Raw genomic sequence first — 25,249 nt, forward strand, 5'->3', positions numbered from 1 at the left:
AAGTGGTGATGCTGGGACTGTAAAAATAAGACTGTAAAAATAAGACTGTAAAAATAAAGAGGCTTGAATGTTAAGGCGTGTCCTCATTGACATAATGATTAGTGCCACGTTTGCTAGATAAACAGTCCTATCAAAAATGCTGAAAATTTTTAAGAAATAGGTTCTAATCTTACTAAATTGTAACGCATTGTGATATAAATAATAGTGCTAGAATTTATTCATTATTGTCTGTCTATTTATAAGAAGAAATTACTATGTCATCCAACCATACTCATAAACGCGACCAACAGCGTCACTCTGGCATGGCTCATTATCAGTCATCTGCCCATAAAAATAACAATCATAACAACCATTCATATCAATCGCGCAAATTAACCTCTATTGCAGGCTGCGCATTACTGGTTGGCAGTGCGTCTTTTGGGCTGGTAGGTTGTCAATCAAGCCCACCGCTATCATCGTCTACGGCATCGAAAAGTATGATTGATTTTAGTACCGCTGATAGCGCGCAGAGCCAAGCACAAGGACGCGCGTTTAATGCCAGCCTTACTGCCAAATCTGAGCGTTATCAACAATTATTTAACCAAGAAAAACACCCCAATACCGACAATCAAGCCAAATCGCATTTACTGGCGGCTATTCGTCAGCATCTGGCAACAGAACATGTGGCAGTTGCGCAAGCCAATTATCAAGCCGCACCTTTCATTGATCCAAATAGTATCGATGCAGGCTCTAGTAGCTTACTTAGAACGATTATAGAGGCTTATGCTTATGAGCCTGACGACGATTATGGTGAAAGTAACTATGATGACAGTAACTATAATAAAAGTGATTATAATGAAAGTGATCATGAGGACAGGCAAACTGAGGCTATGGCAGAGTTAGCAGCGGTAAGTATAGAGTCGAATAAATGCAATAAAAATGATGACGATGACGATGACGCTTATGAAGTCTGTGTTGTAGAGGATATTAACTACGATGAAGACGGCTATGATTCAGGCGGTTACAACGAATATGGCTACAATCGAGAGGGTTACGACAGAGATGGCTATAATGAATATGGCAATGCAGAGGGGGGTATTCTCTCAGGGGTCTCGAACTTAAAGTCTAAAAATCTGTTAAAAAACTATGAAGCCATACAAATGGCAAAACAGCAATCAGAGGCTGTAGAAGGTAGCCAATCATCAATGCCATCTACGGGCGGCATTGGTCAAATGCTGAGTATGTTCCATCGCACGCCGGAACAGCTAGCCGCATCAAACGCTTATCAATATCAAAATTTAACGTTTAATAGTGTCAGTCAGTACAAACCTAAACAGCGACAGCTGCGAAGCGTTTATAGCTATGATTATGTGACTCCGACAATTAGCTCATCTGTACAGATACCGCTAGCGTTCGATTTTAACCATAGTACAGTTACGGTAGACCCATCGGCAATCATGCCTATCGTGGCATTGGTTAATCCTGAAAACACCCCTTTACCTAACCAAATGACCTCGCATACCGTTAGCTTTGGGTTGCCAGAGAGTATTACGACGCAGCTACCGCCAGCAGTTCTGTATGATGCCGCCATCGCTGCCATACAGAGCAGCATGGCAGAGCTTGCGTCCGAGCACTTTAGCGCGGTAGATATTCGCAGTGATGCCTTTGCCAAAGAAGTTGGGGCGAGCCGTGCGGTAAAAGTCTATTTTGGCAGTAAGCAAAGCGGTGAGATGATTGGCAAGACTTTAAAATACATGACAAAGTCGCTACAGGATTATGTTGATGCCAATCCACAGAAATATCCTGATGGCGCTATGCTAAAAACCGCGCTGGCGAAAGTTCAGCTATACAATAAAGGCTACCAAAGTGCGGATGTAGGTTCGCTTTTGCAGCTAATTGAAGCCATTGGTCCGATCTCTTTTAATCAGATAAATTACTATTATTTAGACAGCTCAGATCGTCTGCTTGCCAAGCAGCAGCGGATAAATATCGGCGGTGATTTGATGGGCTCTACGACCAGCGTGCTAAACCAAATACGCTATGATAAAAGCAGCTTTAATAACCATGCACTAACGCCTTTATTGGCTAAGTCTTTTGGTACAAATGCTAAAGCGGCTATCGATGGCAATGCATGGATGGCAGAGCAACGCCAACAAAAAGACAGGCTACAAGCGGCACGTTATGCCCGCTATGATTATAGTGGTCGCAGTGGTGATTACGATGATGACGACTATGGCAGCGATTATGCGGATGGTGATAGCAGCTATGAGGCAGCAGAATATGACAGTGTTGATCGTCAAGATGATAATGATATCGAAGACGATGCCGCAGATGATGCTGACAACAGGGTAGACGATCAATAACGCTATCTTGTCATGTTCAAGCCAATATTTATTAAGGATAAAAAATGAAAACAGTACATCAAATCATTGCAAATCATCTTCCGTCAGCGAGCACTGAGTCAGTTTTTAATGGCAATAATTTATTTGTTGGTGCATTGGTCACAGGGGCGCTATTGTTAACGGGTTGCCAATCTACCAGTCTCAACCAATCTAACGCGATGACTGCCAAGCAAACGCCAGTGGCAGCCAAGACAGCATTGGCGATGGCGTTACAAAAAAAGCGCCGCCAGTCTTTTAGTTACCATAGTAATCTTGAGATTAGTAACGAGCAGCAGTTTAATAATATAAATACTGAAATAAATGCCAAAGCGCCAGTCGCCTCAGGCTATATCGATGAATACTGCGAAGACACACACGATCAAGCATATGCTGCCTTACTTACTCAAGCAGCAGCGCAAAATAAAGATATTTTGGCGGCGGATTATGATGCTGAGCGAACGACGCTGAAAGACCGCTACCTTGAGTGTACAGATGCTTACGAGGCATGGGTAGATAGCAACTATGATAGTGAGATCACCGTGCCAGCGTCTTACCAACAGTTATTTGACAATTATGATGAACGATCGACAGCGCAAGATGTCAAAAAGGCAAAGCTGCTAGATGCTTATGTGCTAAAGCCCTTGTCTATCAATGCACAAGGCGTCTATCAGCCAATGGCTGGTAAGGCGACGATGTTGGCGAGCATGCAGTATCACGCGCGCAATCATCAAAGCAGTGTCAATCAGCCTATTTATCTAGATTTGAAAAATGGTAATATTTATCTATGGGCAGATAATTTTGCGATGTTTAATTCAGAAATGTTAGACGATAAGCTCGGTACAAAATGGCGCAACAAATGGCTAAAGCTAGCCATTAATGATGGCACCTTACCCAAAGGCTTTGGTAGTGAGTTGATAAAAAGCCATTTTGCAGCGTTAGATACCACATTTGATGCGGCACCTGTTAGCCAGTTTGATTATGTCGCCCCTAATACGCTAGCTTCGCTCTCTCCCAAGTTACCCGCGCATCAGCTACCAGCAATGCTGGCAAGTAACCAAGTTATTCGCCGTGTACAAAGCGCTGAGAGTTATGAGCAGTTTTATCAAGATTATATGCGCATCGTCTACGAGCGAATCAGTCAGCGATATCCAGAGCTGGTCAAAGAAAGCGAATCTGACGAAGTAAGCAATACAAATATGGATAAATTTACCAGTAAAGCGTTAGTGCAGCAGATGCTAGCAATGATAAAGAATGGCATGGATAGTGGTAGTGAGACAGTAGATGAAACAATGGCAGAGACAGAAGAAGGCGCAATACTAGTGAAAGCAGAGACGCAGCAGTTGTATGGATTTGATAAGCGTGGTCAGCTCAAATGGCAGCATCTGCGTAGTGAGCTTCCGAGCGAGACTGCTTCCGATGAGAATATGGTCATAGATGTTTTGCAGCAATACTCCGCTATAAGCGCTACAGACATGGCATTTCCGAATTTACCAAGTAATGTGCAAGTGCCCAATGCCAGTAATAGTATTGATATGCGCGAGTATGGTAGCGAGTTGATGCAGTATTATCGTGATGGCAATGGTACTGCGATAGGAAAGATGATGTTTAGTGTCATGCCAATGGCTAAAGAGAAGTTTGGGACGATTGATTAAAAGCGGATTAATCGTAGGTAAGTTTAGTTAGTCGTTATTGAAATTGAAAACTAAAAAGCGCACCGTTTATACGATGCGCTTTTTTATGTGTTCATAATCAGTCTTATATAACATTCAGCATGAATGCAAAATAGCCTATTAATGACGAATTACATGCCTTGATGTGGTTTGCCATGCATTTTACCATGCTCTGAGCCTTTATGACCTTTCGCCATTTTTTCAGCTTTTAATGTAGCAAGTTTGGCGCGTTGCTCAGCAGTCAATACCTGAGAGATAGCATGTTGAGTCTGTACGCGCTCAATGAAGCGCTGTTTGGTTTTAGCTGCTTGTTGATCAGCTAAGCGATTGACTGCTGCTGTATTTAGAGTGTTAGCATTGGTCAATGCTTGCATTTGTTGCTGCATCTGCGCCCGTTCTGCTTTGTTTTTTGTACGGTCAGCTTTACGGTCACCGTGTTGTGCTTGCATGATGGCTTTGATTTGCGCTTGTTGCGTTGCTGTTAGATCTAGTTGTGACATTGGACCTCTCATACCACCTTTTTTCATGCCATCTTTATGCTGCATTTTGCTGGTCGTTGGTGTGGTATCAGTAGTTGCATTAACACTGGTACAAGCCGTTACGGTGAAAATGCTAGACATTGCTAATACTGAGCCCATTAATAATTTTTTCATCATCATTACCTTAATTTATGGTGCATACATTATTGGTTGCGAAAAAGTCAGTTTTTATCTGATCAGCTTATGAATGGTAAATGTCCCGGATAGCCACTATCCATCCCTGCTTGTTATCAGTATTTGTCGCTGATAGACGCTATATTACGACAGTTAAAGGTTACGAACATTTATGAAGTATTAAGAAAGGTAACGTTTATAGCGAATCGATAAGCAATTGACTGATAATATGGCTAATAAAGCGATCCAACGCTCAAGGAGAAAGATGTGCCACACATACTACTAGGCGATGATGACGAAGAGTTGACCCAGTTATTACAAGAATACTTGCACAATCATGGGGTGACATGCGACTGCGTTCACGATGGCGAGGCTGTCATACAAAAACTCAAAACCGCGAGCAATAATGTGCTCAATGGCGCTGCTGCTTATGACTTGCTGGTACTAGATATTATGATGCCAAAAATCGATGGATTGAGTGTCTTGCGTCAATTGCCCAATATCAGTGATATCCCTGTCATCATGCTGACCGCAAAAGGGGAGGAGATTGATCGTATCATTGGTCTGGAGCTTGGTGCTGATGATTATATAACCAAACCTTGCAATCCTAGAGAACTACTGGCACGTATCAATGCCGTCATCAAGCGCACCAATGCGGCGGCATCAGAGCATACGCCGTTACCAGAGAGCCGTTTGCATTTGGATCAAAACCAGCGGCTTTGTCAGATAGATGGCATAGAGCTACAAGTGACGGGGACAGAGTTTGATTTGTTGGTTGCGCTACTGAAACAAAAAGGCGAGGTGGTAAGCAAAGCATGGCTGTCAGAGCATGTTTTGCAACGTGAATTACAACCCTTCGATCGTAGCCTTGATGTGCATGTCTCGCGACTGCGCAAAAAACTCCAACCTTTTCACGAAGAGCCTATCAAGGCAGTTCGTGGTAAAGGTTATCAGCTGGTGTTGTAATGACGGAATCATCGATGAAGCCTCCAAGATTTAAGATACGTATGACCCTGTTTTGGCGTCTGTTTTTAAGCTTACTAGTGACGATTCTGATAACCTCAGTTTTATCTATTATGGTGGAGCGTTGGCTGGTCGAAAAAGCACTAACCGCTCGTATGGATGTGCAAATTGATAGCTTATTGATTAAGCGCCAAGAAATGATTGAGGCGTTACAAGTGGGTGATTTAACCACCGTCAGGGAGATGTACCGTCAAGATCGGCGGCTTATGAATCAGATCAGAGTCTATGATGAGCAAGGTGCCATTATATTTCCACGTTATCGTGATAGAGATGGGCGTAGGCAAAAACCTATGAATAGCGATCGACAGGTAATGGGGTATTCATCGATGCTACCAATACAGTCAATGCCTAATGCTGATAATAAAAAACCTGATAATAAAATGTCTGGTAATCAGGATGATAGAGTATTGAATAACGAACCGTCACTTTTAAATCATATCCTGTCACCGATGACCCCGAATGGCGCGAAGATGGCTGATCCTGATAGTCGTCCTGAACTGGCAGACATGACAGTCGTCTTACCAGATGAGCAGGCTGTGATCATACAATTGCGTCCGCATCTACGATTTTCAGACGTGGTAGCGCTGCAACGTGGCAATTTTCCCATACGTTTACTGTTGATTATTATCTTTAGCGTCTTGGTTTGTGTTTGGCTGAGTCGTACATTGACCCAGCGTATTCGCCGTGTGCAAAACACCGTACATCGTATGATTGACGGCGACTATCAGGCCCATCCAAATCTATCAAAAATGGGCGATGATGAATTGGGTTTGCTGGCTAAAGATGTGGCCAAACTCTCAACGCGGTTGGCTGAGAGTGAGCTGGCACGCAAACAGATGCTCAGTGATATCTCGCACGAGCTACGATCGCCATTGGCGCGTCTTGACGTTGCGACTGAGCTGACTCGCGACTTTGCACCGAATGCTAGTCGTTACCTCGACCGTATCGATAAAGAGTCGGCGCGGATGAATGAGTTGATTGAGCAAATCATTCATATTCAATCTCTACAAATGCAGCAATATACGATCGATAATATAGAAAACGAAGCGGTTGATCTCTCTGATATTATCAGTGAAATTGGTCAAGACGTTTGCTTTGAGTTTCAGCATAAAAACGTGCGCTGGCAATGGCAGCCGAGTCATACACGCGTGACAGATTCTTTATCAACGGCTTACTCAGCCACTCCTTGGACTGTGCTTGGTAACCAAGAGCAGCTACATAGCGCGCTTGAAAATGTCATTCGTAATGCTTTTATGCATACTGCCTCCGATTCAACAGTAATTGCTGATATTAAAGAAGTGGAGATGGAGGATAAGAAACCCGCGATTCAAATCAGCATAATGGACGAGGGCGGCGGCGTCGCGGATAAAGATGTAGAGCGTATTTTTCAGCCCTTTGTACGGCTTGATTCGGCTCGTCATCGTGAAACAGGTGGCTATGGTTTGGGATTGGCAATTGTCCATGCGGTTGTGATGGCGCATAAAGGTCAGATTCATGTCTACAATCGCCAAGATGGCTTACAAGGGCTGGTGGTGCAGATAATTTTGCCTAGCAGATAAGAAGATAAATGGTTAAGAAACATTTTATGGGAAATTTATGTGCTTATCATGTGTTTACAATACAAATAAGCGCATATCCTACCTATACTAAAAGCTAAATTTTTTTAAAAAATGGTCCTAATTTAATGTGAATAATCAAAAATTAAAAGTTTATATTCGTTTTTATGAATATAAACGACAAATGGTAATAAATGCCAGACAGACGACATTGTCACTCTCTATATATTCGGTAATACTAATATATAGAGAGTGCTAAAGATTTTACGAGACAAAACGTATTATTCCTTAAACATTCATACAAATAATTTTCTAAAAAAGCTTCGTGATTATCAGTTTATATCCCGTTTTATTTTGTGATATCGACTCTCTGCGATATAGATTTTATCTCTGATTTTTTAAATCTGACAAGTCTGTAAGGGAGTACATATCATGAACCGCATCTATAAAGTCATCTGGAATGAAGCCTTAAATTGCTTTACCGCAGTCGGTGAATATGCAAAGGGGCGTGGCAAATCTTCCAAATCTAGTGTTAGCTCTAACACTGCTATCAACACAACATCTAACCTATCTACAATCAAGACATTACGATTAAGTGCCATAGGCCTTGGACTATTGGCTGCTGGTTTTGGTATGCAGACGAATGCTACGGGTACAGAAAATCACCATGATGGCGATTATACTCATAGCCATGGCAGTCACGGCGTTCATACCCATACCTCTGGTAACAATAGCCACAACAATAACTCTGATCAAAACAATCCTGAAGGTTCAATAACACTGAACTTCGAAGGTGATAATCCTACAACTATCACACGCAGTAATGGCGAGACACTTAATATTTTAGGTGGTGCAACTGGACCATTGACGGATGGTAATATAGGTGTATTCGGTATTGGTAACACCTTAACTATCAAATTAGCAGAAGATTTAACGGGTTTGGAAAGTGCGACTTTTAACGGTGGTGTCGTTATTTCTGCTACAGGCGTTAATGCTGGCAATAAAAAGATCGTCAATGTAGATGATGGTTTGATTGATGCTAATAGTAAAGAGGCGGTTAACGGCTCCCAGCTAAAAGCATTAGATACTATCGTTGCTGATATTGATTTTCCTATCCGCTCCAGCATTTCACAGCCATACACCACGTCAGTAACAGGGACTAACGCTCTTGCTGTTGGCTCGAATGCCAATGCAAACGGTAGTAACTCAACCGTTGTTGGAGAGAATGCATTTGGGAACTCAAATTCAACCGTCATCGGTGAAGGCGCAAGATCTTCATTCAACGGCTTTGCTGGTGGTCAAGATGCAAAAGCAGGTGTTAATTCAGTTGCGATAGGTCAAAGAGCCACAAACGGAACCAGCGCAAGTCGTGCGGTTGCGATAGGCTACGAAGCAAAAGCAACTGCCAATGACACCGTTGCACTTGGTCTTGATGCGCAAGCTCAGGCTTTAGGGGGTGTTGCACTAGGTAAAGGTTCTAGAGCAAATGCTCTAAACAGTGTTGCTTTAGGTCAAAACTCTATTGCAACTGTACAAAGTGGTGCTTCTTTCTTAACCAACGTTGCTGCTGATGCAAATAATGGCACAGTCTCGGTAGGAGCTGTTGAAAGCGAACGTCGTATCATTAACGTTGCAGGTGGCTCAGCAGATACTGATGCAGTGAATGTATCTCAGCTAAAAGCTGTCACAGACATTGCAAATGAGGGCTGGAACATCAGTGCACAAGGTAACAGTGCTACTGCAAGCAATGTAGGACCTGGCGATTCAGTTGACTTCAATAGTAAAAATAACAACATCGCTGTTTCTAAAAACTCAACGAGCAATGATGTGTCATTTGAGCTCAATAATAACCTCGATCTAGGTAATAACGGCAGCGTAAGCACAGGCAATATCTTTAGTGGCACTCAAGTTAATCGCTTGGGCATGGTTACAGGTGGTCTGGCAATGGGTGGCGTCACTACAGTCAGTGGCGCTGGTGTGACCGTAACAGGTATAAACCCTTTTAATCCGTCTAATGCCACGTTGACCAGTGATGGTCTAACCATTCTGAATGGTCCAAGCATGACCAGATCTGGTGGTATCAATGCTGGCAATAAAAAGATCACAAACGTTAAAGCTGGTACAACTACCACTGACGCGGTGAACTATGGTCAGCTAGAAAATGTATCAAACGTGTCTGACAGCGCTATGCAGACGGTTATCACTCAAATAAATGGCAATGAGGTTAAAACACTGGATAAAACGGACAATACGGCTAACTTCCTCACAGGAAACAACATCGTTCTTAGTGCTGAAGATGGTGGTATTAAAGTGGCGACAGCAGAGAATGTTACCTTTACCAGTGTCACCGCAGGGGATACCTTGTTGAACACAGGTGGCGTCAGCTTCTTGGGTAGCAATACGGTTAGACTAAGCAGCATGGGTCTCAACAATGGCGGCAACAGAATCACTGAAGTAGCTGATGCTATTGAATTAGATGACGCTGTCAACCTCAGTCAGCTAAATGGTGTGACAGACACGGCTAATAGAGGCTGGGATATCAGTGCACAAGGTAACAGTGCTACTGCAAGCAATGTTGGACCTGGTGAAGCAGTTGACTTCAATAGCAAAAACAGCAACATCATCGTCTCTAAAGACTCAACGAGTAATGATGTCTCATTCGAACTCAACAACGATCTTGATCTAGGCAATAACGGCAGCGTCAGCACAGGTAATATCTTTGGTGGCACTCAAGTTAATCGTTTGGGCATAGTCACTGGTGGTCTGGCAATGGGCGGTGTGACTACGGTCAGCGGCATTGGTGTGACAGTAACAGGTACAAACCCACTGTCTAATGCAACGTTGACCAGTGACGGTCTAAGCATGGTCAATGGCCCCAGTATCACTAAGTCTAATGGTATCAACGCTGGTAATAAGAAAGTGACAAACGTCAAGGCGGGTGTCTTAGATAAAGACGCGGTCAATGTTGGTCAGCTCAACAGTTCAGCTGCCGCTGCTAAAACCGAAGTCGCCGCAGGTACTAACGTGGCTGATGTTGTGAAATCTACAGGTCAGAACGTTCAAGACGTTTACACAGTCAATGCAGATGGTGTCACCGCTTCAGCAGGCTCTTCTGCCGTCACGGTCACAGCAGGTGACAAAGACGAGTTGACCAACATGACCGACTATGCCGTTGACTTAAGTGCAGATAGCAAAGCCAGCTTGGTAAAAGCTGATAGCGCTATGCAGACGGTTATCACTCAAATAGACGGTAATGAGGTTAAAACACTGGATAAAACAGACAATACGGCTAACTTTCTCACAGGAGACAACATCGTTCTTAGTGCTGAAGATGGTGGTATTAAAGTGGCGACAGCAGAGGATGTTACCTTTACTAGTGTTACCGCAGGGGATACCTTGTTGAAAACAGGTGGCGTCAGCTTCTTAGGTGGCAGTACGGTTAGACTAAGCAGCATTGGTATTAACAATGGCGGAAACAGAATCACTGAGGTAGCTGATGGTGAAGATGATACAGATGCCGTTAATATTAGACAGTTGAATGCAACCAACAGCACGGTCGACTTGGGACTAGACTTTACAGGAGACGACACTACCGTTGTTGTCAATCGTAAGTTAGGTCAAACCTTAACAATCCAAGGAGGCGCGACAGAGTTAACTGATAACAACATCGGTGTTGTTGCTGATGAAGAGGGCAATCTAAACGTTAAATTGGCTGAAGACGTAATGCTTGGTAAAAATGGTAGCGTGAGAATGGAAAGCACAGTGCTTAACAATGCAGGCGTCACCATCACTGATGGTCCTAATCAGACCATTACGTTAAGCAACGAAGGTCTTGATAATGGTAATAATAGAATTATCAAAGTTGGTGAAGGAATTGCGCCAACTGATGCCGTAAACTTCGCACAGCTCACAACGACCAATAACGAAATTGCCAAAGGTATTAAAATTGGTGATGGTAATAGCGATAATGATCAGCAATTTGCATTAGGTGATACGATCAATGTCACAGGTGATAGTAACCTTACTACTGTTGCTTCTGCAAATGGCGTTCAAGTTAAACTCAACAACCAGTTGGATTTGGGAGATGAGGGCAGTATGCAAATAGGCAATAGCATTATGAACAACGCAGGCTTTACTTTTATAGATAGTGGCTTAGGTAGAACGGTCACATTGAGTAGCCGTGGTCTAGACAATGGTGGCAACATTATTCGTAATGTTGGTAGAGGTGAGCTGAACTCTGATGCCGTAAACGTCGGGCAATTAAGAGAAGTGACCATTGCCTTGGATCGAGGTTGGGATATCACTGCTCAAGGTGATATTGCTACTCAGGTAAGACAAGGAGATGCTATCGACCTAAATAGTAGAGACGGTAATATCAAAGTGTCTAGAACGTTAGTCAATGATGTGGCTACCTTTGATGCTAGCACAGGTTTACGTGCAGCACCTATACCTTCCAATGCTAATGACATTAGTTTTGATCTAAGCCCAGATATCACTTTGAACAGTGTCACCACAGGTGATACTACTATCAATGATAATGGACTCACGATTGCGGGTGGTCCAAGCGTCACGAAAAGTGGCATTGATGCGGCTGACACTAAGATTACCAATATCCAAAATGGTGAAGTAGCTGCAGACAGCCAAGACGCCGTTAATGGTAGTCAACTCTATGCCCAAGGCAGTGGTATCAGCAGCATTATCGGTGGCAACACTGTCTATAATCCTGAAAATGGTACTTTCATTAATAATGATATCGGTGGAACAGGTCAAGGCAATATCGATGGTGCGATTGCTTCTATCAGACAAGGTACGATCGAAATCAATGGAAACGTACAAGTTAATACTACCAACATCACCAGTAATACAACTGATATCACGACCAACACCACAAATATTGCTACTAACACTAGCAATATCGCGACTAACACAACCAATATTACCACCAATACAACCAATATCAACACCAACACGGATAGGCTCGATGCTGGACTCAACTTTGGTGCAGATAGTGGTGATAATATCAACAAACCAGTCGGAGATGAGAGTGTCCTAAGCTTCACAGGTGGTAACAACATAACGACCACCGCAGAGGGCAGTAGCATCAAGTTTGATCTGAACGGTAATATAAGCGTTGATAGTGTCACGGCTGGGACGACAGTCATCAATAGTAATGGCATCACCATGCAAGATGGTCCAAGTATGACTGCTCAAGGTCTATATGCAGGTAATCAACGCATAACTGGTGTTGCCGATGGTATAGAGGCGACAGATGCTGTCAACTACAGTCAGCTTAGTGCACTTGATAGTCGACTCAATAGCAATATGAGCGATCTTGGCTACAGAATCGATGAAGTAGAAGACGACGCAAATGCAGGTATCTCAGCTGCAATGGCAATGTCTGCACTACCTCAGGCCTACATCGCAGGTAAGTCACTGATCGGCGGCGGTGTGAGTACGTACAATGGAGAAAGCGCAGTAGCCATTGGCTTCTCTAAACTCTCTAACGACGGTCGCTGGGTTATCAAAGTGAACGGTACTGCCGACACTCAAGGCAATGTAGGCGGCGCAGTAGGTGCAGGCTTCCATTTTGATTAAAGCGATTTTGTTATAACGATTATGATGAGATAAAAAAAGCAAGACATCAGATGTCTTGCTTTTTTATGGATGAAGAGTAAATATTTAATGCAATGAAGATAATAATCGTATAAATCTTGATTATCATAAAATCATTTTTTTGATCAACTTGCCAAGTTTAAGAAGGTGAGTATATCTATAGGATAGAGAGTGAAAAGTATTAGATCATTCGCTTTCAACTATCCAAGCATTTATTGAAGAAATCGATATACAGGTTTGTTTTTAATGAGTATTCTAATCATCATGATACTACCAAATTCATTCACTCGTCCTCTCAATGCTTGGGTCACCATTTTTGTGGTTGCCTTGCACGGTGCCACCGTATGGGCAATGATATCTATCGATACCCCGAAACCTCCCGAAATAAAAAATAAACCAGAGACCATTCAACTAGAGCTAATCACATTAGCGTCACCTCCTACCAATAGGCCAAGTACAGAACCTCAATCCAGACCTGTCTCAGAAAAACAACCCGTCTCTGAGACTCAACCAATCAAACCATTAGAAAAAGTCGTAGCATCTGCTCAGATGTCATCAGCTGCAACATTAAAAGCTGAAACAAAAGAAGCGCCAATGCCTTCAACAGCAAATACTGACGTGGTTAAAAAATCACCCAATTTAGAAAGCAATCCTGAAAATTCTCTTGAAAACCCCTCATCAGCGTCACCATTGACGACAGTAGAATCAAGAAAAATATCGAACGCATCAAATAAATCAGACGACACAGAGCAAGATCTAACGGAAATGATTCGAGCTCGAGCTGTGACAGCGCATTTCAACCGTGATCAAGCCAGACAGAAACGTGAACTAGGAAAACAAACCAACCGAAAGCTCGCCGAACAAGAGCAATGGCACATACAAGCAGCCAATGAAGCAATTGCCAACATGCTGAAGTTAGCCGCTGCCCAAGCCGAAAAGCAAGTCATTGATCAGGCCGCTATAAATGAGAAGGCTGATAAAAATAATGAGGTCAATAAAAATGACGAGACTGCCTCGTTTTTGGCAGATTATGGCAGCTGGCTCGATAAGCATGAACCGACGACTAGCTTACCATTGCTAATATGGCGTAGCATTGATACTGAGCTCGGTGATGTATTTATCGTCATGCTAGAGTTGCATGTCAATAAAGAAGGCTATATTACGGAGGTGCAACTGCTTGAACCCTCAGGCAGTCCAATAATCGATGCAATGGCAACCACGCAGGTCAGGACAGGGCAACTCAATCCACTGCAAAAAGACGGTAAGACAGTTGATGCGATTGTGCCGATGTCATTGGTATATGAGAGACCGACATTTAATAATTAACATAGAATTTGTAAGGTCTTTCGCCGATGATAATGATAGCAGCTGTTTTTAAATGAACAACACAGTCTATCATCAGATCAATATAAAAAAGATACGGCAAGTCTAGGCATTATCAACTTCCTTGCTTGCTGTGTGCTTGGTACTTCAGAGCCTTAGAAAACGCATCCCAGCAGTATGGTATTTTTTTAAAGTGAATCTACTATAATTACGTCAAGATAATTACTTCAAGATAATTACGTTAAGGAAGATGTATGGATCTTATGGATTATTGGCAATACACAGATATTATTACCAAGGCTTTATTTTTTGCACTTTTTGCGTTATCGGTTGCCTCTTGGGTCACAGGAATTTTGCGGCTGTATTATAGTCGCCAATTGGCCAAAACTGTCGCGGCTGATTTAGCACAGCAATTACAAAAACAAGTGCCGCCTAGTTTGCAAGCCAGTGCAGAGGAGCGCAGATTGATGACCGAGCAGACTTTATTGCAACTGATTGGTCGCTATCGACATCGCAGTGAGCAAGGATTGCCGCTACTAGGTACGACTGCCGCTATTGCGCCCTTTATTGGATTATTTGGTACCGTATGGGGCATATTTCATGCGCTACGCAGTATCGGTATGAGCGGGCAGGCAGGGCTTGCGCAAGTGGCAGGTCCAGTAGGTGAGGCGCTCATCATGACGGGGCTTGGTCTTGCCGTTGCGATTCCCGCTGTGATTTTTTATAACATTATTGCGCGTATGAATCGTCGAACGTTATTCTTAGCCAATGATATTGCTCACGGTCTCTTAGGTGCATCGATGCGTCCAGCGGTGACGACAGATAAAACAAATACAAATGTTTAGATCCTTGCAATTTATTGGCTATAAAAAAGGAGACACGCATGGCGTTTCATCTAGGAGATGATGACACTCAAGGTTTGAGCGAGATGAACCTGATACCGCTCATCGATATCATGCTGGTGCTGATGATTATCTTTTTAGTGACAGCGACAGTGATGAACCCAACTGTGCCATTGGATCTGCCCAAGACCAGTGCTACGATTAATGATTTGCCTGATGACATATTACAAATCAGTATCAATCAAGATAATGAGCTGTTTTGGGATGAAGAGTCGCTGTCATTACCGCAACTACAGACACGGTTTGCGCAAGCAGCAAGTGATGGGCTAGATCCTAGTATTCATCTGCGCGCAGACAAAGACACTCGCTACGATATGGTGGCGCAAGTTTTGGCTGCTGCGAGTAATGCAGGTCTTACTAAAGTTGCTTTCGTCAATGAATAGGATGTTGAAAGCTGACCATAAAAAATAAGCCCTACCATCAAGAAGATGCTAGGGCGTGTCATCAATTAGCACATGAATACATTTAGTGGTCTTAAAATGCCCGTTCAAAAAACCACCACAGTGCCACTAAAATACTAATCAGCGAACCGATATAAAATATAATCCATTTATAAAATTGTGTGTGACGTAATAGTAGCGCTATTGGAAACACCAAAGCGATAAATACCAACTGTCCCATCTCAATGCCTACGTTGAAACTCAACAACGCTAATACACGTGCACTGGTAGCAAGTGGCAAGTCTACCAATACATTGGCAAAACCAAAACCGTGAATCAGTCCAAAAACAAAGGCCAGATAGACTGCTCGTACCCGTAGTAATGGCACGACATTATTGAGCGCGGCAAAGGCAATAGACAGTGCAATCAAAGATTCGATAAAGCGTGGCGGTATGCTAACGATTTGTAGTGCCGCCAAGCTAAGTGTAATGGAGTGAGCGAGTGTGAACGAAGTCGCAATCCAAAACACTTCAAGCAGCGCCGCTTTTGGCTTAGTGACAGCAATCAATTGTTTCTGTTTGCGCACGTACACCGCAGGAATGAGCAGTACAAATAAGAATAGCAGATGATCCCAACCAATTAGCAAGTGGTGTATACCGCTTTTGAGAAAATTAGTCGCGGTAGACATCCAGCCAGTATTTGCCTGCGCTCCTAATGGGCTTTGACCTACTGCTAGCACTTGTAGGGCGGTGTCATCATTAGCCTGAGTCAGGATGAGTCGGTGGTTGGCATCGATACCTGCCAATATCTGATAATCAAGATTATCGATGGGCTGAGCACAGCTTAAGGCAAAATTGCTATATAAATAATTAAACCCGCCACGTGTATTAATGGCTAATGGCGCAAATTTTGTAATTTGACACGCTTGTGCGCTACTTTCTAGTTTTATTTTGGATTGAATCAGTTGCTCTATCAGCGATGTCTGTGACTTTACTTCTGCCCAACTGACTTGACTGTCTTTGTTTGGATCTATATCAATCAGCAACGCTAAGTCGCGCAGTGAAAGCTCATATTCAGCATCATATTTACTCTCTGCCGTACTCTCAGAGTCGCTCAGATTGAGGTTTAAGTAGGCGGTACTAGACTCATGCGCTTGTGCCACTGAACACGTCAGCGCCAGTAACAGCAGCGTCAGGTAACGATAAGTATGACTTCCAATAAGTCTGCGAAGCGCATTCATAAAAGCTTCTCCTTATTCATACCTTGCGTGTTTACGGTTTGCGTGCTTTTGGCTTGAGTGTTGGACGTTTGCGTAGTGGCAACTTGGCAATTTAGACAATCACTGATTTTACCTGAGCGTAGCGCTTGCTCCAGTGCAGGATATTCGAATTGCGTGTCTGCCATAAATTGGCGTATTAGCTTGATGTCTGCTTGGCTGCCAGCTTTGATAGCTGCGCTCGCATAGAGCACGATATCAGCCGTTTCACGCTGCTGTTGCCAATTATCTTGAGCCAATTTTAGTGCTGAGTCTACTTGATTGGCCAGCAAAGCATAAGTCGCTTGTTCGCGCATATGAGCATTTTCTTTGCGTATCTGCCATACCTCAATGCGCTCTTTCATCAAGGCCAAGTTTTTCTGTGCTTGAGGGTCGCCTAATTCCATTTGAGCAGTGATAAGGCGTAGTAGCAAGGCGTCTTTATCCGTATGCTCTCGGAGCATATCGCGCACCTTTTCATACTCACCGATACTCAATAGCCAGTCAGCGCGAGCCATCAGCGCCGGTACGGTTTGATCGTCCATCACGCTAAAAATCTGATTGGTAAGCGAAGTATCTTGGCTACGTAATGCGGCATCTGCTTGCATCAAGTATATCCAGCGAGCAGTTGATGCATCTAACCCAGGTGCGATCGCCGCCAGTCCACTGAGTGTTTGTTTTGCCTGTTCAAGCTGCCCAGTCATGCTCTGTATCTGAGCCTGACAAGCCAGCTCATAAACACGCAATTCAGGATCATCAAGTTTGTTGCAGTAGCTCAAAGCCTCTTTAAACTGACCTTGGACGACCAGTAAAGAAGAAAGAGTCAATAGAGCATCTGGATGAGTCGCTTCTTGTTCTAATATCTGCGTTAATAGCGCTTTTGCTTGAGCAAATTTATGATCTGACTGCAATGCTCGTGCTCGTAGCATTAGCGTATCTATACTCTGGTCTGTGCTCTGATCTAACTGCGCGCGTGCCTGACCCAATGCTCTAGGATCGCCTTGTAGATAAGCGCGCTCTAGTAATTGACTGGTTTGTGCTGGGGTATTTGTGTGTGTGTCAGTTCCAAAGTCAGCAGCGTTTAGATAGCGCGGCGCTGGGGAATCTGTAGGCAGAGTCGCTAGAATTTGTTGATCGTCTTTTGGTATAAAGGGGGCAGCGTGAAGCAGTTGGCTGCTGAGAGGTAATAACAGTAATAATCCGATAGGGAGTTTAATCCAATGCATAAAATATCTCGGCTCAAAACATAAAGAAACACCCAATCAGTAAACTGATTAGGTGCTTGGATAACTTCAGGTCAAACTACAGCGAGGCATTGGCGCCTGATACTGCGACAGGTTCTGCCAAATTGGCTTCAGGCAGCATCACCCGATCAATATCTTGAGGCTCATCAGTGTCGACATTATTACTAGCATCAATCACAGCAGAGGTATTATTAACGGCTAACTTCGCTTTCGCTTGGTCTGCCGCAACAGCCTTATCAACCTGATTTGACGAGTCAAAGTCATTGTTGTCATTATCATTGAAACAACCAGAAAGTGCAGCTGATCCAGTGATCAATACGGCTAACATTATATAGCGCATAGTATTTCTCCTTGGGTTAGATTCAGCTTATCGGCTACCTGGGTTAGGCGTTTTTAGATAAGGAAAGACAGAGTCAAACTCGGTTGCAGGTTTGACTGCACCATCTGTGAACAATGCTTTGCCAGCTTTAGCATCCGCAGGCACACAAGTGACGTCTGCAGGCAATCCAGCATGACATAAAGCACCCATAGACACTCTCAACGCAATGTCAGTGACATCATCACCAGGACGTCTACCGTTTGGAAATCCTGCCACATCTTTAGCAGTTGCACTTGGGCGACCATCGTTCTGACCTGGAATAATACTAATCACACCTAAGTCATTTTGATTGGCAGCTGCAACAGCAGGCGTGCTAGTGTTAAGTCGTAACATATCTGCTGGTACGAGCTTTGGATTAGCAGGTTTGTTGATCGTAGGAACACCCGTTAAAAAGGCGGTGACTAAATCTTGACGAGGGAAATTCGTTGGTGCTGGTGCTTGCGGATATAAAGTCTGAATTAGAGCAGGAAGCGTAGGATAAAAGACATAAGGCGCGAATTTTGCCACATCATCTTTTGGCTCTGACGCATTGAATTTATCTTTATCTTTAAGTCCAATAACCACTTCATTGACCAATGGCATACCTAGTCGTGACACTTGCGTCCATGCACCGCCTTTTTTGGCCGTTGTACTGATGCCTGAAGCAGGATTGCCATTTACCAAGGTCGCTTGACGAACGCTAGCCGTTGTCCAAGCACCGATGACAGGATCGTTACCAGTCGCGTTGACTAAGCAAGCTTTAGGCACTTCCATGGCAATAGAAGTAATGTTCTTATCTGCCAGAATGTTAGTACCACCATTACGTGCACCTAATGGGTTTAGGTTGATTAAATCAAACACTCTACCCAAGTCGATTGCAAAGCTCTCAGCACGTTGACCAACGAATACTTTACCAGTACCACAGCTACCCAAGTTTAACGGTTTAATAAAGCTGCGTGCATAGGTAGGGTAGTCAGCAAACGATTTGGTACCGATATAGTCAAATGGTTTTTTGAAATTGCCCAAATCAGTGCGTGAGCCACTACGGCGATCGCCTTTGACCATCGTGACGTCATAGCTCTCACTGGTTTGTACGTTAGCAGCAACCGAAGCATCACCAGCGTTGGACAAAGGAATGGCGACCTTTTCTGTCGATGGGTTGCCATCTGAGTCGATTTCGATACTGTTTAAGTTTTGGGTAAAGTCGAACTGGAAGGTAATATCTTCGACCGCATCGCCGTTGTTATCGATATGGATTTCATACAAGGCATCGTCGTCTAATGCGAAGTAATTAGGTCCACCGTAAGCGTCTTGTAGCGGTAAATAGTTGGCAATAATCGTGACATAATCGGCTCGATTATTTTCATAACTATTAAACATATAAAAGTCAGTGGCATCGACTTTAGGGGTTTTGGTAATTGAAGGGGCTTCACGGTGACTAGAGGCGACAGCGCTTGCGCTAACGCATAGAGTCATGGCGGCTATTAGAGCCTTTGTGGTGTGTTTCATACGGATCCTTGTAGAAAAACTTAAGTGATAGAGGCTGTGAAAATTTTATAGCATATGAACTTTGATGAATTCAATTAAATTCTAAAGTTTGATTAATTAAATTAAATAGTGTCCTTACCAAGTTCATTTAAACTATACACTGAATTAGCTGATATTATTAGAACTTTTATCGGTTTTATCATACCAGTCGTCGGTTTTTTACAAAAAACTGCTTTGAAAACAATATCAAAGCAGTTGTACTAAAGTCAGTAACTATCGCCTATAATCAGTTAAAAATCAAGAGGGTGTATTAAAACAAGAGGGTGTAATCAGTGAAAAGTAATATCGATACATTACGCACTGCTGATATCAATTTTTCTTGCTTACTGTGCCTGCGCAGACAGAGGCTTCGAAAATCAATCCCAGCAATGCTATGTTCTTTTTAAGCTGTGTTCTTTTTACATTGAATCGACTATAGAACCTATTTTGCAACGTGCTTATCCTTTCAATAACGGGTTCGTGATTTATTGAGGCTTAGGGGCATCGGGTTGCATCATAGGGTCAGCATCTGCAAAGGCTTTTAGCGTGCGGCAGTGGGCATCAATAGCGACGACGTTGGGATAAGCGCTGAGGTCTACTTTAAAACGGCGAGCGGAAGAAACTTGAGGAATCAAATAACAATCTGCAAAAGTAGGACTGTCACCATAGCAGAATTGTCCGCGATTTTTATCCGCCGCCAAACGTGTCTCTAAAGCGGCAAATCCTTCACTAATCCAGCGATTGCACCATGCAATCACATTTTCCTCATCTACTGATAACTCATTACGTAAATATTGTAAGATACGGCGATTGTTAAGCGGATGAATGTCGCAACCAATCATGGCGCTCAACGCGCGCACATGCATACGTCCAGCAGCATCTTTAGGCAATAATGGCTGCTCAGGGTAGACGTCTTCTAACCATTCCAAGATAGCTGGACTTTGGTATAATAGTAAATCATTAACTTTTAGGACTGGCACCAATCCTTGCGGGTTAATCGCTTTAAAGGCAGTCTCTAACTGCTCATCTTGTGCCAAATTGATTGCGATATCGTCGTAATCTAAACCTTTTAGGTTCATAGCGATACGAGTACGGTAAGAAGTGCCACTGCGAAAGTAGCCATAAAGTGTCATCATTATTAATTCCTTTTATTATGATATGTTGTGAATGTTCAACACGGCCTAAAACAAGCGTGATGATGTTAAATCTTTATCCCAGCTTTAAATTGACATTTAACTAAGTAAATTATTCATTGAGCAAATCATGCCAGCAGCCAAAACCCTTTTAGATAGTTCTGTCACCAGTAAAAACCAAAGTGGCGTCCAGTCGCTTGAGATTGGGCTATCGATTCTAGATGTGCTGATCGACCGCAATGAGCCTATGATGCTAAAGGATATCGCTGAAGCCATGCAAATGCACCCAGCAAAATCCCATCGTTACTTGGTCAGCCTCATTCGTAAAGACTATGCTCGTAAGCTCGATGATGGTCGATACGGAGTGGGCGATAGAGTCAATGCATTGGCATCATTAGGACATACTGGATTCAACCAAAACAATCTTTTGGCACGTCTCACGCAGGTGGCTAATGAGATTAAAGACACCTTAAATTGCGGGGTACAAATCGCCAAATGGTTTAGTGAAGGCCCTATTATCATTCAATCTGTTGAGCCAGACAGTCCAATCAGTATTATTACTCGCATCGGTTCGCGTATGCCACTGACGACATCGGCGACAGGGCAGTTATTTGCCAGTTATCAACCTGATGTTGTCATTCAGCCATTGGTCACAGCTGAATGGCAGACAGACAATGAAGCAATAATTACAGAAAAATGGCAGAATTTCAGTCACTTGCAAGCCAAAATTCGTACTCAAGGCTATGCGACAGTGACGGGCGATATGCTTATGGGGATTAACGCCATTACGATTCCTGTGATATTGCCACAGCTTGCCAGTAGTGCTGCTAATTCATCTGCGATTAATGACAAAATTGCTGGTGAAGGCTTACCGTTAGAGTATGCCATCACTATTATTGGAACCACAGAGCAATTACCGATGAGCGAGCAACATAACGTGGTCGAACAAATACTCGCAATAGCACAGCGTTATCAAATAGCGTAGCCAGTATGTGATTCTATAAGCTAACTGGCTATCGTATCAAAAGATTTATTTTCGAACATCATCTAATGATATTCATCCTCTAAATTATACAGGCGCTACTGGCCGCTTTTGCTTTTTCGTATACGTTGTCAGCGTCTAGACCAGTGGCATTCACTTCATCAAGGTAATGCTGAGAGCCTTCCATTAATGGGCCTCTCCAATCTGGGTCATTGAGTGGATCAGGAATATCAATCATGATATCGCCTTTTTCTTTGGCAGCGGCCATCGCTTTGGCATTGCTGACGTCAAATACTTTAGAGATATGTGCTGCCAGCTCTGCGCCAGAATTGTCATCAATCACTTTTTTGAGGTCATCAGGCAAGCTGTTGTATTTATCTTTATTCATACTAATAACAAAGGTAGAGTTATAAAAAGGAATATTGGTGTGCGTGTTGATCAGCTCATCAAGGCGAAACGCTTGAATAGGTTGCCAAGTAAAGCTGAGCCCGTCAATGACACCGCGCTGAAGCGAGGTATAAGTATCACTGGCAGGCATGCCGACAGGTGCCGCACCAGTGGCTTCGATAATATGGCTCGCAACCGCAGAAGGTTGGCGAATACGTAGACCTTTCATATCAGCTGGTGTGCGAATCGGCTTGTCAACGGTATGAAGCGCGCCTTGTCCAGTGCCTATCAGCGCTAGCAAGTGAGTGTCTTCGTATTCGTCTTTAATCACACCCTCGTCATATAGTTTATGAAGTATACAGCTCTGCTGCTGTGCAGTATTTGTGATGCCTGGCAACTCTACAATTTGAGTCAAAGGGAATCGTCCTGCTGTATATCCTTGCGCTTGCATACCAATATCTACACTGCCTTTCGCCGTAGCATCATAGGTCGCACCTGGTTTGCTGAGCGTCGCAGAAGGGTATATCTCAACCTTTAAGCGGCCGTTTGAATCGGCTTCAATTTTTTTCGCCCACGGCTCTAATGCTTCGGTGTTTATATTGTCAGTGGCAGTCATAAAGTGCGAGAATCGCAACGTCGTCACTTCACCTGCATCCGTAGATGCGCTGACCGCTTGATCTTTATTGGAGCAGCCAGTCATCGCAATCGAGGCAGCTAAGAGTATTCCTAAAGGGGTTTTTACTTTCATCATCGAATCCTTTCATGATGGTGAGATATGGTTTGCTACTCACCGACAGGCGCTATTTCGCGTGCTTCAGCCAGCTCTTCACTATGCAAAAACTGCGTATGTGCTGGCGCGCGTTTGGTACGAGACCACTCATCTAGCATGTCTTGTTTGATGGCGTCTGTAATCATAGAAACCTTGTCTTCTGAGGTTGGATCGTCATAGGTCAGCTCAAGGCGATGACCATTGGGATCAAAGAAGTAAATAGAATGGAATATACCGTGATTGGTGACGCCAATGACATCGATGCCGCCTTGTTCCAAATGCTCTTTGGCAATCAATAGTTCATCACGGTCTTTGACCTTTAGCGCCAAGTGTTGCACCCAATTCGGGGTATTTGGATCAAAGCCCATCTCAGGTTGGTTGGGCACTTCAAAGAAGGCCAAGACATTGCCACTGCCAGCATTTAAGAAGACGTGCATGTATGGATCAAAGGCTTTGGTTGAAGGTACGTGATCTTCTGCGAATGCCAAAATAAAATCCATATTCAAATGCTTTTGATACCATTCGACGGTTTCTTTGGCATCTTTGCAGCGATAAGCCACATGATGGATTTTCTCAATTTGAAAGCTCATATCAAACTCCTTTTGATAGGGCGTAAATTTCATATTAATAGACAAACTGTCAGTACTTATAGACGGTACATCATTGTTGTCTGACAGTTTACATCTACTTTTACGCCTTTTTTATATGCGGTTATTATTTATCAAAATCAAAGCTAAGCGCGGGTAGTACTTTGCCGCGTACTTCACCAAATCCAACACGAATGCCGTCTTTTTCGCTATAGCCTTTCATAATGACGGTGTCGCCATCTTCGATGAAGCTGCGCGTCTCGCCACCATCAAGCGTGACAGGTTTAGTCGCATTCCAAGCAATCTCTAGCATCGAGCCATAAGAGTCTGGCGTTGGCCCTGAAATCGTACCTGAGCCCATCATGTCGCCGACTTCGACTTTGCAGCCAGTGATAGTGTGGTGTGTCAATTGCTGTGCCATTGACCAGTACATATATTTAAAATTGGTCTCACAAAGAACAGTAGCCGTCTCCGCATTTTCAGGCAGTAATTCAACCGATAGATGGATATCAAAGCTGTTATCGCTCACTTTTTCATTTAAATAAGCAAGTGGCTTAGGTTCTTGTGTTGGGCAAGCTGTTTTGAACGGGGCCAGTGCATCCATGGTGACAATCCAAGGGGAAACCTCAGAAGCAAACGTTTTGGCATTGAATGGCCCTAAAGGTACGTATTCCCACTTTTGTATGTCACGGGCTGACCAGTCATTGAGCAGTACCATACCGAAGATATGATCAGAGGCCTCATCTACAGCGATTGGTTGACCGATATGATTGCCTTTGCCAACGACAAATGCAGTCTCTAACTCAAAATCTAAACGCTTACAGGCAGAAAAAATAGGACGGTCATCAGGGTTGGGCTTTAGTTGACCAGATGGACGTACGATATCCGTCCCGCTAACGATGACGGTGCTGGCGCGTCCGTTATAGCCAACAGGCATTTCAGTCCAGTTGGGTAGTAGAGCGTTGTTTGGATCACGGAACATGGTGCCGACATTGGTCGCATGCTCTTTAGACGAGTAAAAATCGGTAAAACCGGGCACTCGAACAGGTAAATGCATGGTGACATCTGCTTGTTTAAACAGCGCCTTTTTTTGCAAGTCTGCATTGTCACGTAAGGTGCTATTGTCGCTAGACAGTAACGTTTGAATGGTGGTACGTGCCTGCGTCCAATTGTCTCGACCAGAATCAATAAAAGCATTCAGAGTAGATTGGTCAAAGTAAGGGCCACCTTCCAAACTTAATAACCCTTCTGTCTCCAGTACGGACAAATCAAGCACGTGCTCACCGATGGCAACACCAGCGCGGCGCTTGTTATTAGCAGCGTCTTTGGTATCGCTAAAAATACCGTAGGGGAGATTGTGGATTGAAAAGTCAGAATCGGGGGTGATATCGATAAATGAGGTGAGGCTTGCGTCAATCATTGACATGATTTGCTCCTTGCTAATATAAATTTATGATTACGTTATAATTAACTACTTACGTATAATGTAATTTATTGATATGTGGATTGCAAGTTTTTTGTGCAATG

Annotated in this window: 18 protein-coding genes; 9 read left to right on the top strand and 9 right to left on the bottom strand. The window is 43.5% G+C overall.

Translation table 11 applies throughout. From position 1 onward, the window contains the following. Window positions 1-254 precede the first annotated feature (254 nt). The gene (locus JMY08_RS00555; protein WP_201588444.1) at window positions 255-2,342 is read left to right on the top strand and encodes a hypothetical protein; all 2,088 of its coding nucleotides are present in this window, start codon (window positions 255-257) and stop codon (window positions 2,340-2,342) included. Between the two features lie 44 nt (window positions 2,343-2,386). After that, on the top strand, window positions 2,387-4,012 hold the full coding sequence (locus tag JMY08_RS00560; protein WP_201588449.1) for a hypothetical protein: 1,626 nt from the start codon (window positions 2,387-2,389) through the stop codon (window positions 4,010-4,012). 149 nt (window positions 4,013-4,161) lie between these two features. Here the strand turns inward: JMY08_RS00560 and JMY08_RS00565 are convergent, their stop codons facing one another. Beyond that, window positions 4,162-4,683 (bottom strand): Spy/CpxP family protein refolding chaperone, encoded by a 522-nt coding sequence (locus JMY08_RS00565; protein WP_201588451.1) that lies wholly within the window; start codon window positions 4,681-4,683, stop codon window positions 4,162-4,164. A 267-nt stretch (window positions 4,684-4,950) separates the two neighbouring features. On the opposite strand from JMY08_RS00565, the gene JMY08_RS00570 reads away from it, so the two are divergent. From JMY08_RS00570 to JMY08_RS00595, 6 genes are all read left to right on the top strand, one after another. After that, complete coding sequence (locus JMY08_RS00570; RefSeq protein WP_189585106.1) at window positions 4,951-5,649, top strand: response regulator transcription factor; 699 nt, start codon at window positions 4,951-4,953, stop codon at window positions 5,647-5,649. Between the two features lie 14 nt (window positions 5,650-5,663). After that, window positions 5,664-7,265 carry a sensor histidine kinase gene (locus JMY08_RS00575; protein WP_227679546.1) on the top strand — a complete coding sequence of 534 codons (1,602 nt, stop codon included), beginning with the start codon at window positions 5,664-5,666 and terminating at the stop codon, window positions 7,263-7,265. Window positions 7,266-7,694: 429 nt separating this feature from the next. Continuing rightward, complete coding sequence (locus tag JMY08_RS00580) at window positions 7,695-12,857, top strand: ESPR-type extended signal peptide-containing protein (protein WP_201588461.1); 5,163 nt, start codon at window positions 7,695-7,697, stop codon at window positions 12,855-12,857. 264 nt (window positions 12,858-13,121) lie between these two features. Beyond that, window positions 13,122-14,201 carry an energy transducer TonB gene (locus tag JMY08_RS00585; RefSeq protein ID WP_227679547.1) on the top strand — a complete coding sequence of 360 codons (1,080 nt, stop codon included), beginning with the start codon at window positions 13,122-13,124 and terminating at the stop codon, window positions 14,199-14,201. 251 nt (window positions 14,202-14,452) lie between these two features. After that, window positions 14,453-15,043 (top strand): MotA/TolQ/ExbB proton channel family protein, encoded by a 591-nt coding sequence (locus tag JMY08_RS00590; protein WP_189585115.1) that lies wholly within the window; start codon window positions 14,453-14,455, stop codon window positions 15,041-15,043. 38 nt (window positions 15,044-15,081) lie between these two features. After that, window positions 15,082-15,483, top strand: coding sequence for an ExbD/TolR family protein (locus JMY08_RS00595; RefSeq protein WP_189585118.1), 402 nt, complete (start codon window positions 15,082-15,084; stop codon window positions 15,481-15,483). 91 nt (window positions 15,484-15,574) lie between these two features. Here JMY08_RS00595 and JMY08_RS00600 read toward each other — a convergent pair whose 3' ends face one another. From JMY08_RS00600 to maiA, 5 genes are all read right to left on the bottom strand, one after another. Continuing rightward, on the bottom strand, window positions 15,575-16,720 hold the full coding sequence (locus tag JMY08_RS00600; protein ID WP_201588463.1) for a HupE/UreJ family protein: 1,146 nt from the start codon (window positions 16,718-16,720) through the stop codon (window positions 15,575-15,577). Continuing rightward, window positions 16,717-17,961, bottom strand: a complete 1,245-nt coding sequence (locus JMY08_RS00605; RefSeq protein WP_201588466.1) for a tetratricopeptide repeat protein — start codon at window positions 17,959-17,961, stop codon at window positions 16,717-16,719. The genes JMY08_RS00600 and JMY08_RS00605 overlap by 4 nt, the downstream gene beginning before the upstream one ends. A 76-nt stretch (window positions 17,962-18,037) precedes the next feature. Continuing rightward, complete coding sequence (locus JMY08_RS00610; RefSeq protein WP_010197479.1) at window positions 18,038-18,319, bottom strand: hypothetical protein; 282 nt, start codon at window positions 18,317-18,319, stop codon at window positions 18,038-18,040. A gap of 27 nt (window positions 18,320-18,346) precedes the next feature. Beyond that, a complete protein-coding gene (locus JMY08_RS00615) occupies window positions 18,347-19,846 on the bottom strand; it encodes a DUF4331 domain-containing protein (protein WP_201588468.1) in 1,500 nt (499 codons plus the stop codon). Window positions 19,847-20,349: 503 nt separating this feature from the next. Further along, a complete protein-coding gene (gene maiA, locus JMY08_RS00620; RefSeq protein ID WP_201588930.1) occupies window positions 20,350-20,997 on the bottom strand; it encodes a maleylacetoacetate isomerase in 648 nt (215 codons plus the stop codon). A gap of 130 nt (window positions 20,998-21,127) precedes the next feature. Between maiA and JMY08_RS00625 the strand changes: the two genes are divergently transcribed. Then, on the top strand, window positions 21,128-21,982 hold the full coding sequence (locus JMY08_RS00625) for an IclR family transcriptional regulator (protein WP_201588470.1): 855 nt from the start codon (window positions 21,128-21,130) through the stop codon (window positions 21,980-21,982). Window positions 21,983-22,061: 79 nt separating this feature from the next. Here JMY08_RS00625 and JMY08_RS00630 read toward each other — a convergent pair whose 3' ends face one another. The 3 genes from JMY08_RS00630 to fahA form a co-directional block, all read right to left on the bottom strand. After that, complete coding sequence (locus tag JMY08_RS00630; RefSeq protein ID WP_201588471.1) at window positions 22,062-23,114, bottom strand: TRAP transporter substrate-binding protein; 1,053 nt, start codon at window positions 23,112-23,114, stop codon at window positions 22,062-22,064. Window positions 23,115-23,149: 35 nt separating this feature from the next. Next, the gene (locus tag JMY08_RS00635; protein WP_201588472.1) at window positions 23,150-23,725 is read right to left on the bottom strand and encodes a VOC family protein; all 576 of its coding nucleotides are present in this window, start codon (window positions 23,723-23,725) and stop codon (window positions 23,150-23,152) included. Window positions 23,726-23,849: 124 nt separating this feature from the next. Next, on the bottom strand, window positions 23,850-25,148 hold the full coding sequence (fahA, locus tag JMY08_RS00640; RefSeq protein ID WP_201588474.1) for a fumarylacetoacetase: 1,299 nt from the start codon (window positions 25,146-25,148) through the stop codon (window positions 23,850-23,852). Window positions 25,149-25,249: the final 101 nt, after the last annotated feature.

It is taken from the genome of Psychrobacter sp. Pi2-51 (assembly GCF_904846665.1).
GTDB lineage: Bacteria > Pseudomonadota > Gammaproteobacteria > Pseudomonadales > Moraxellaceae > Psychrobacter > Psychrobacter glaciei.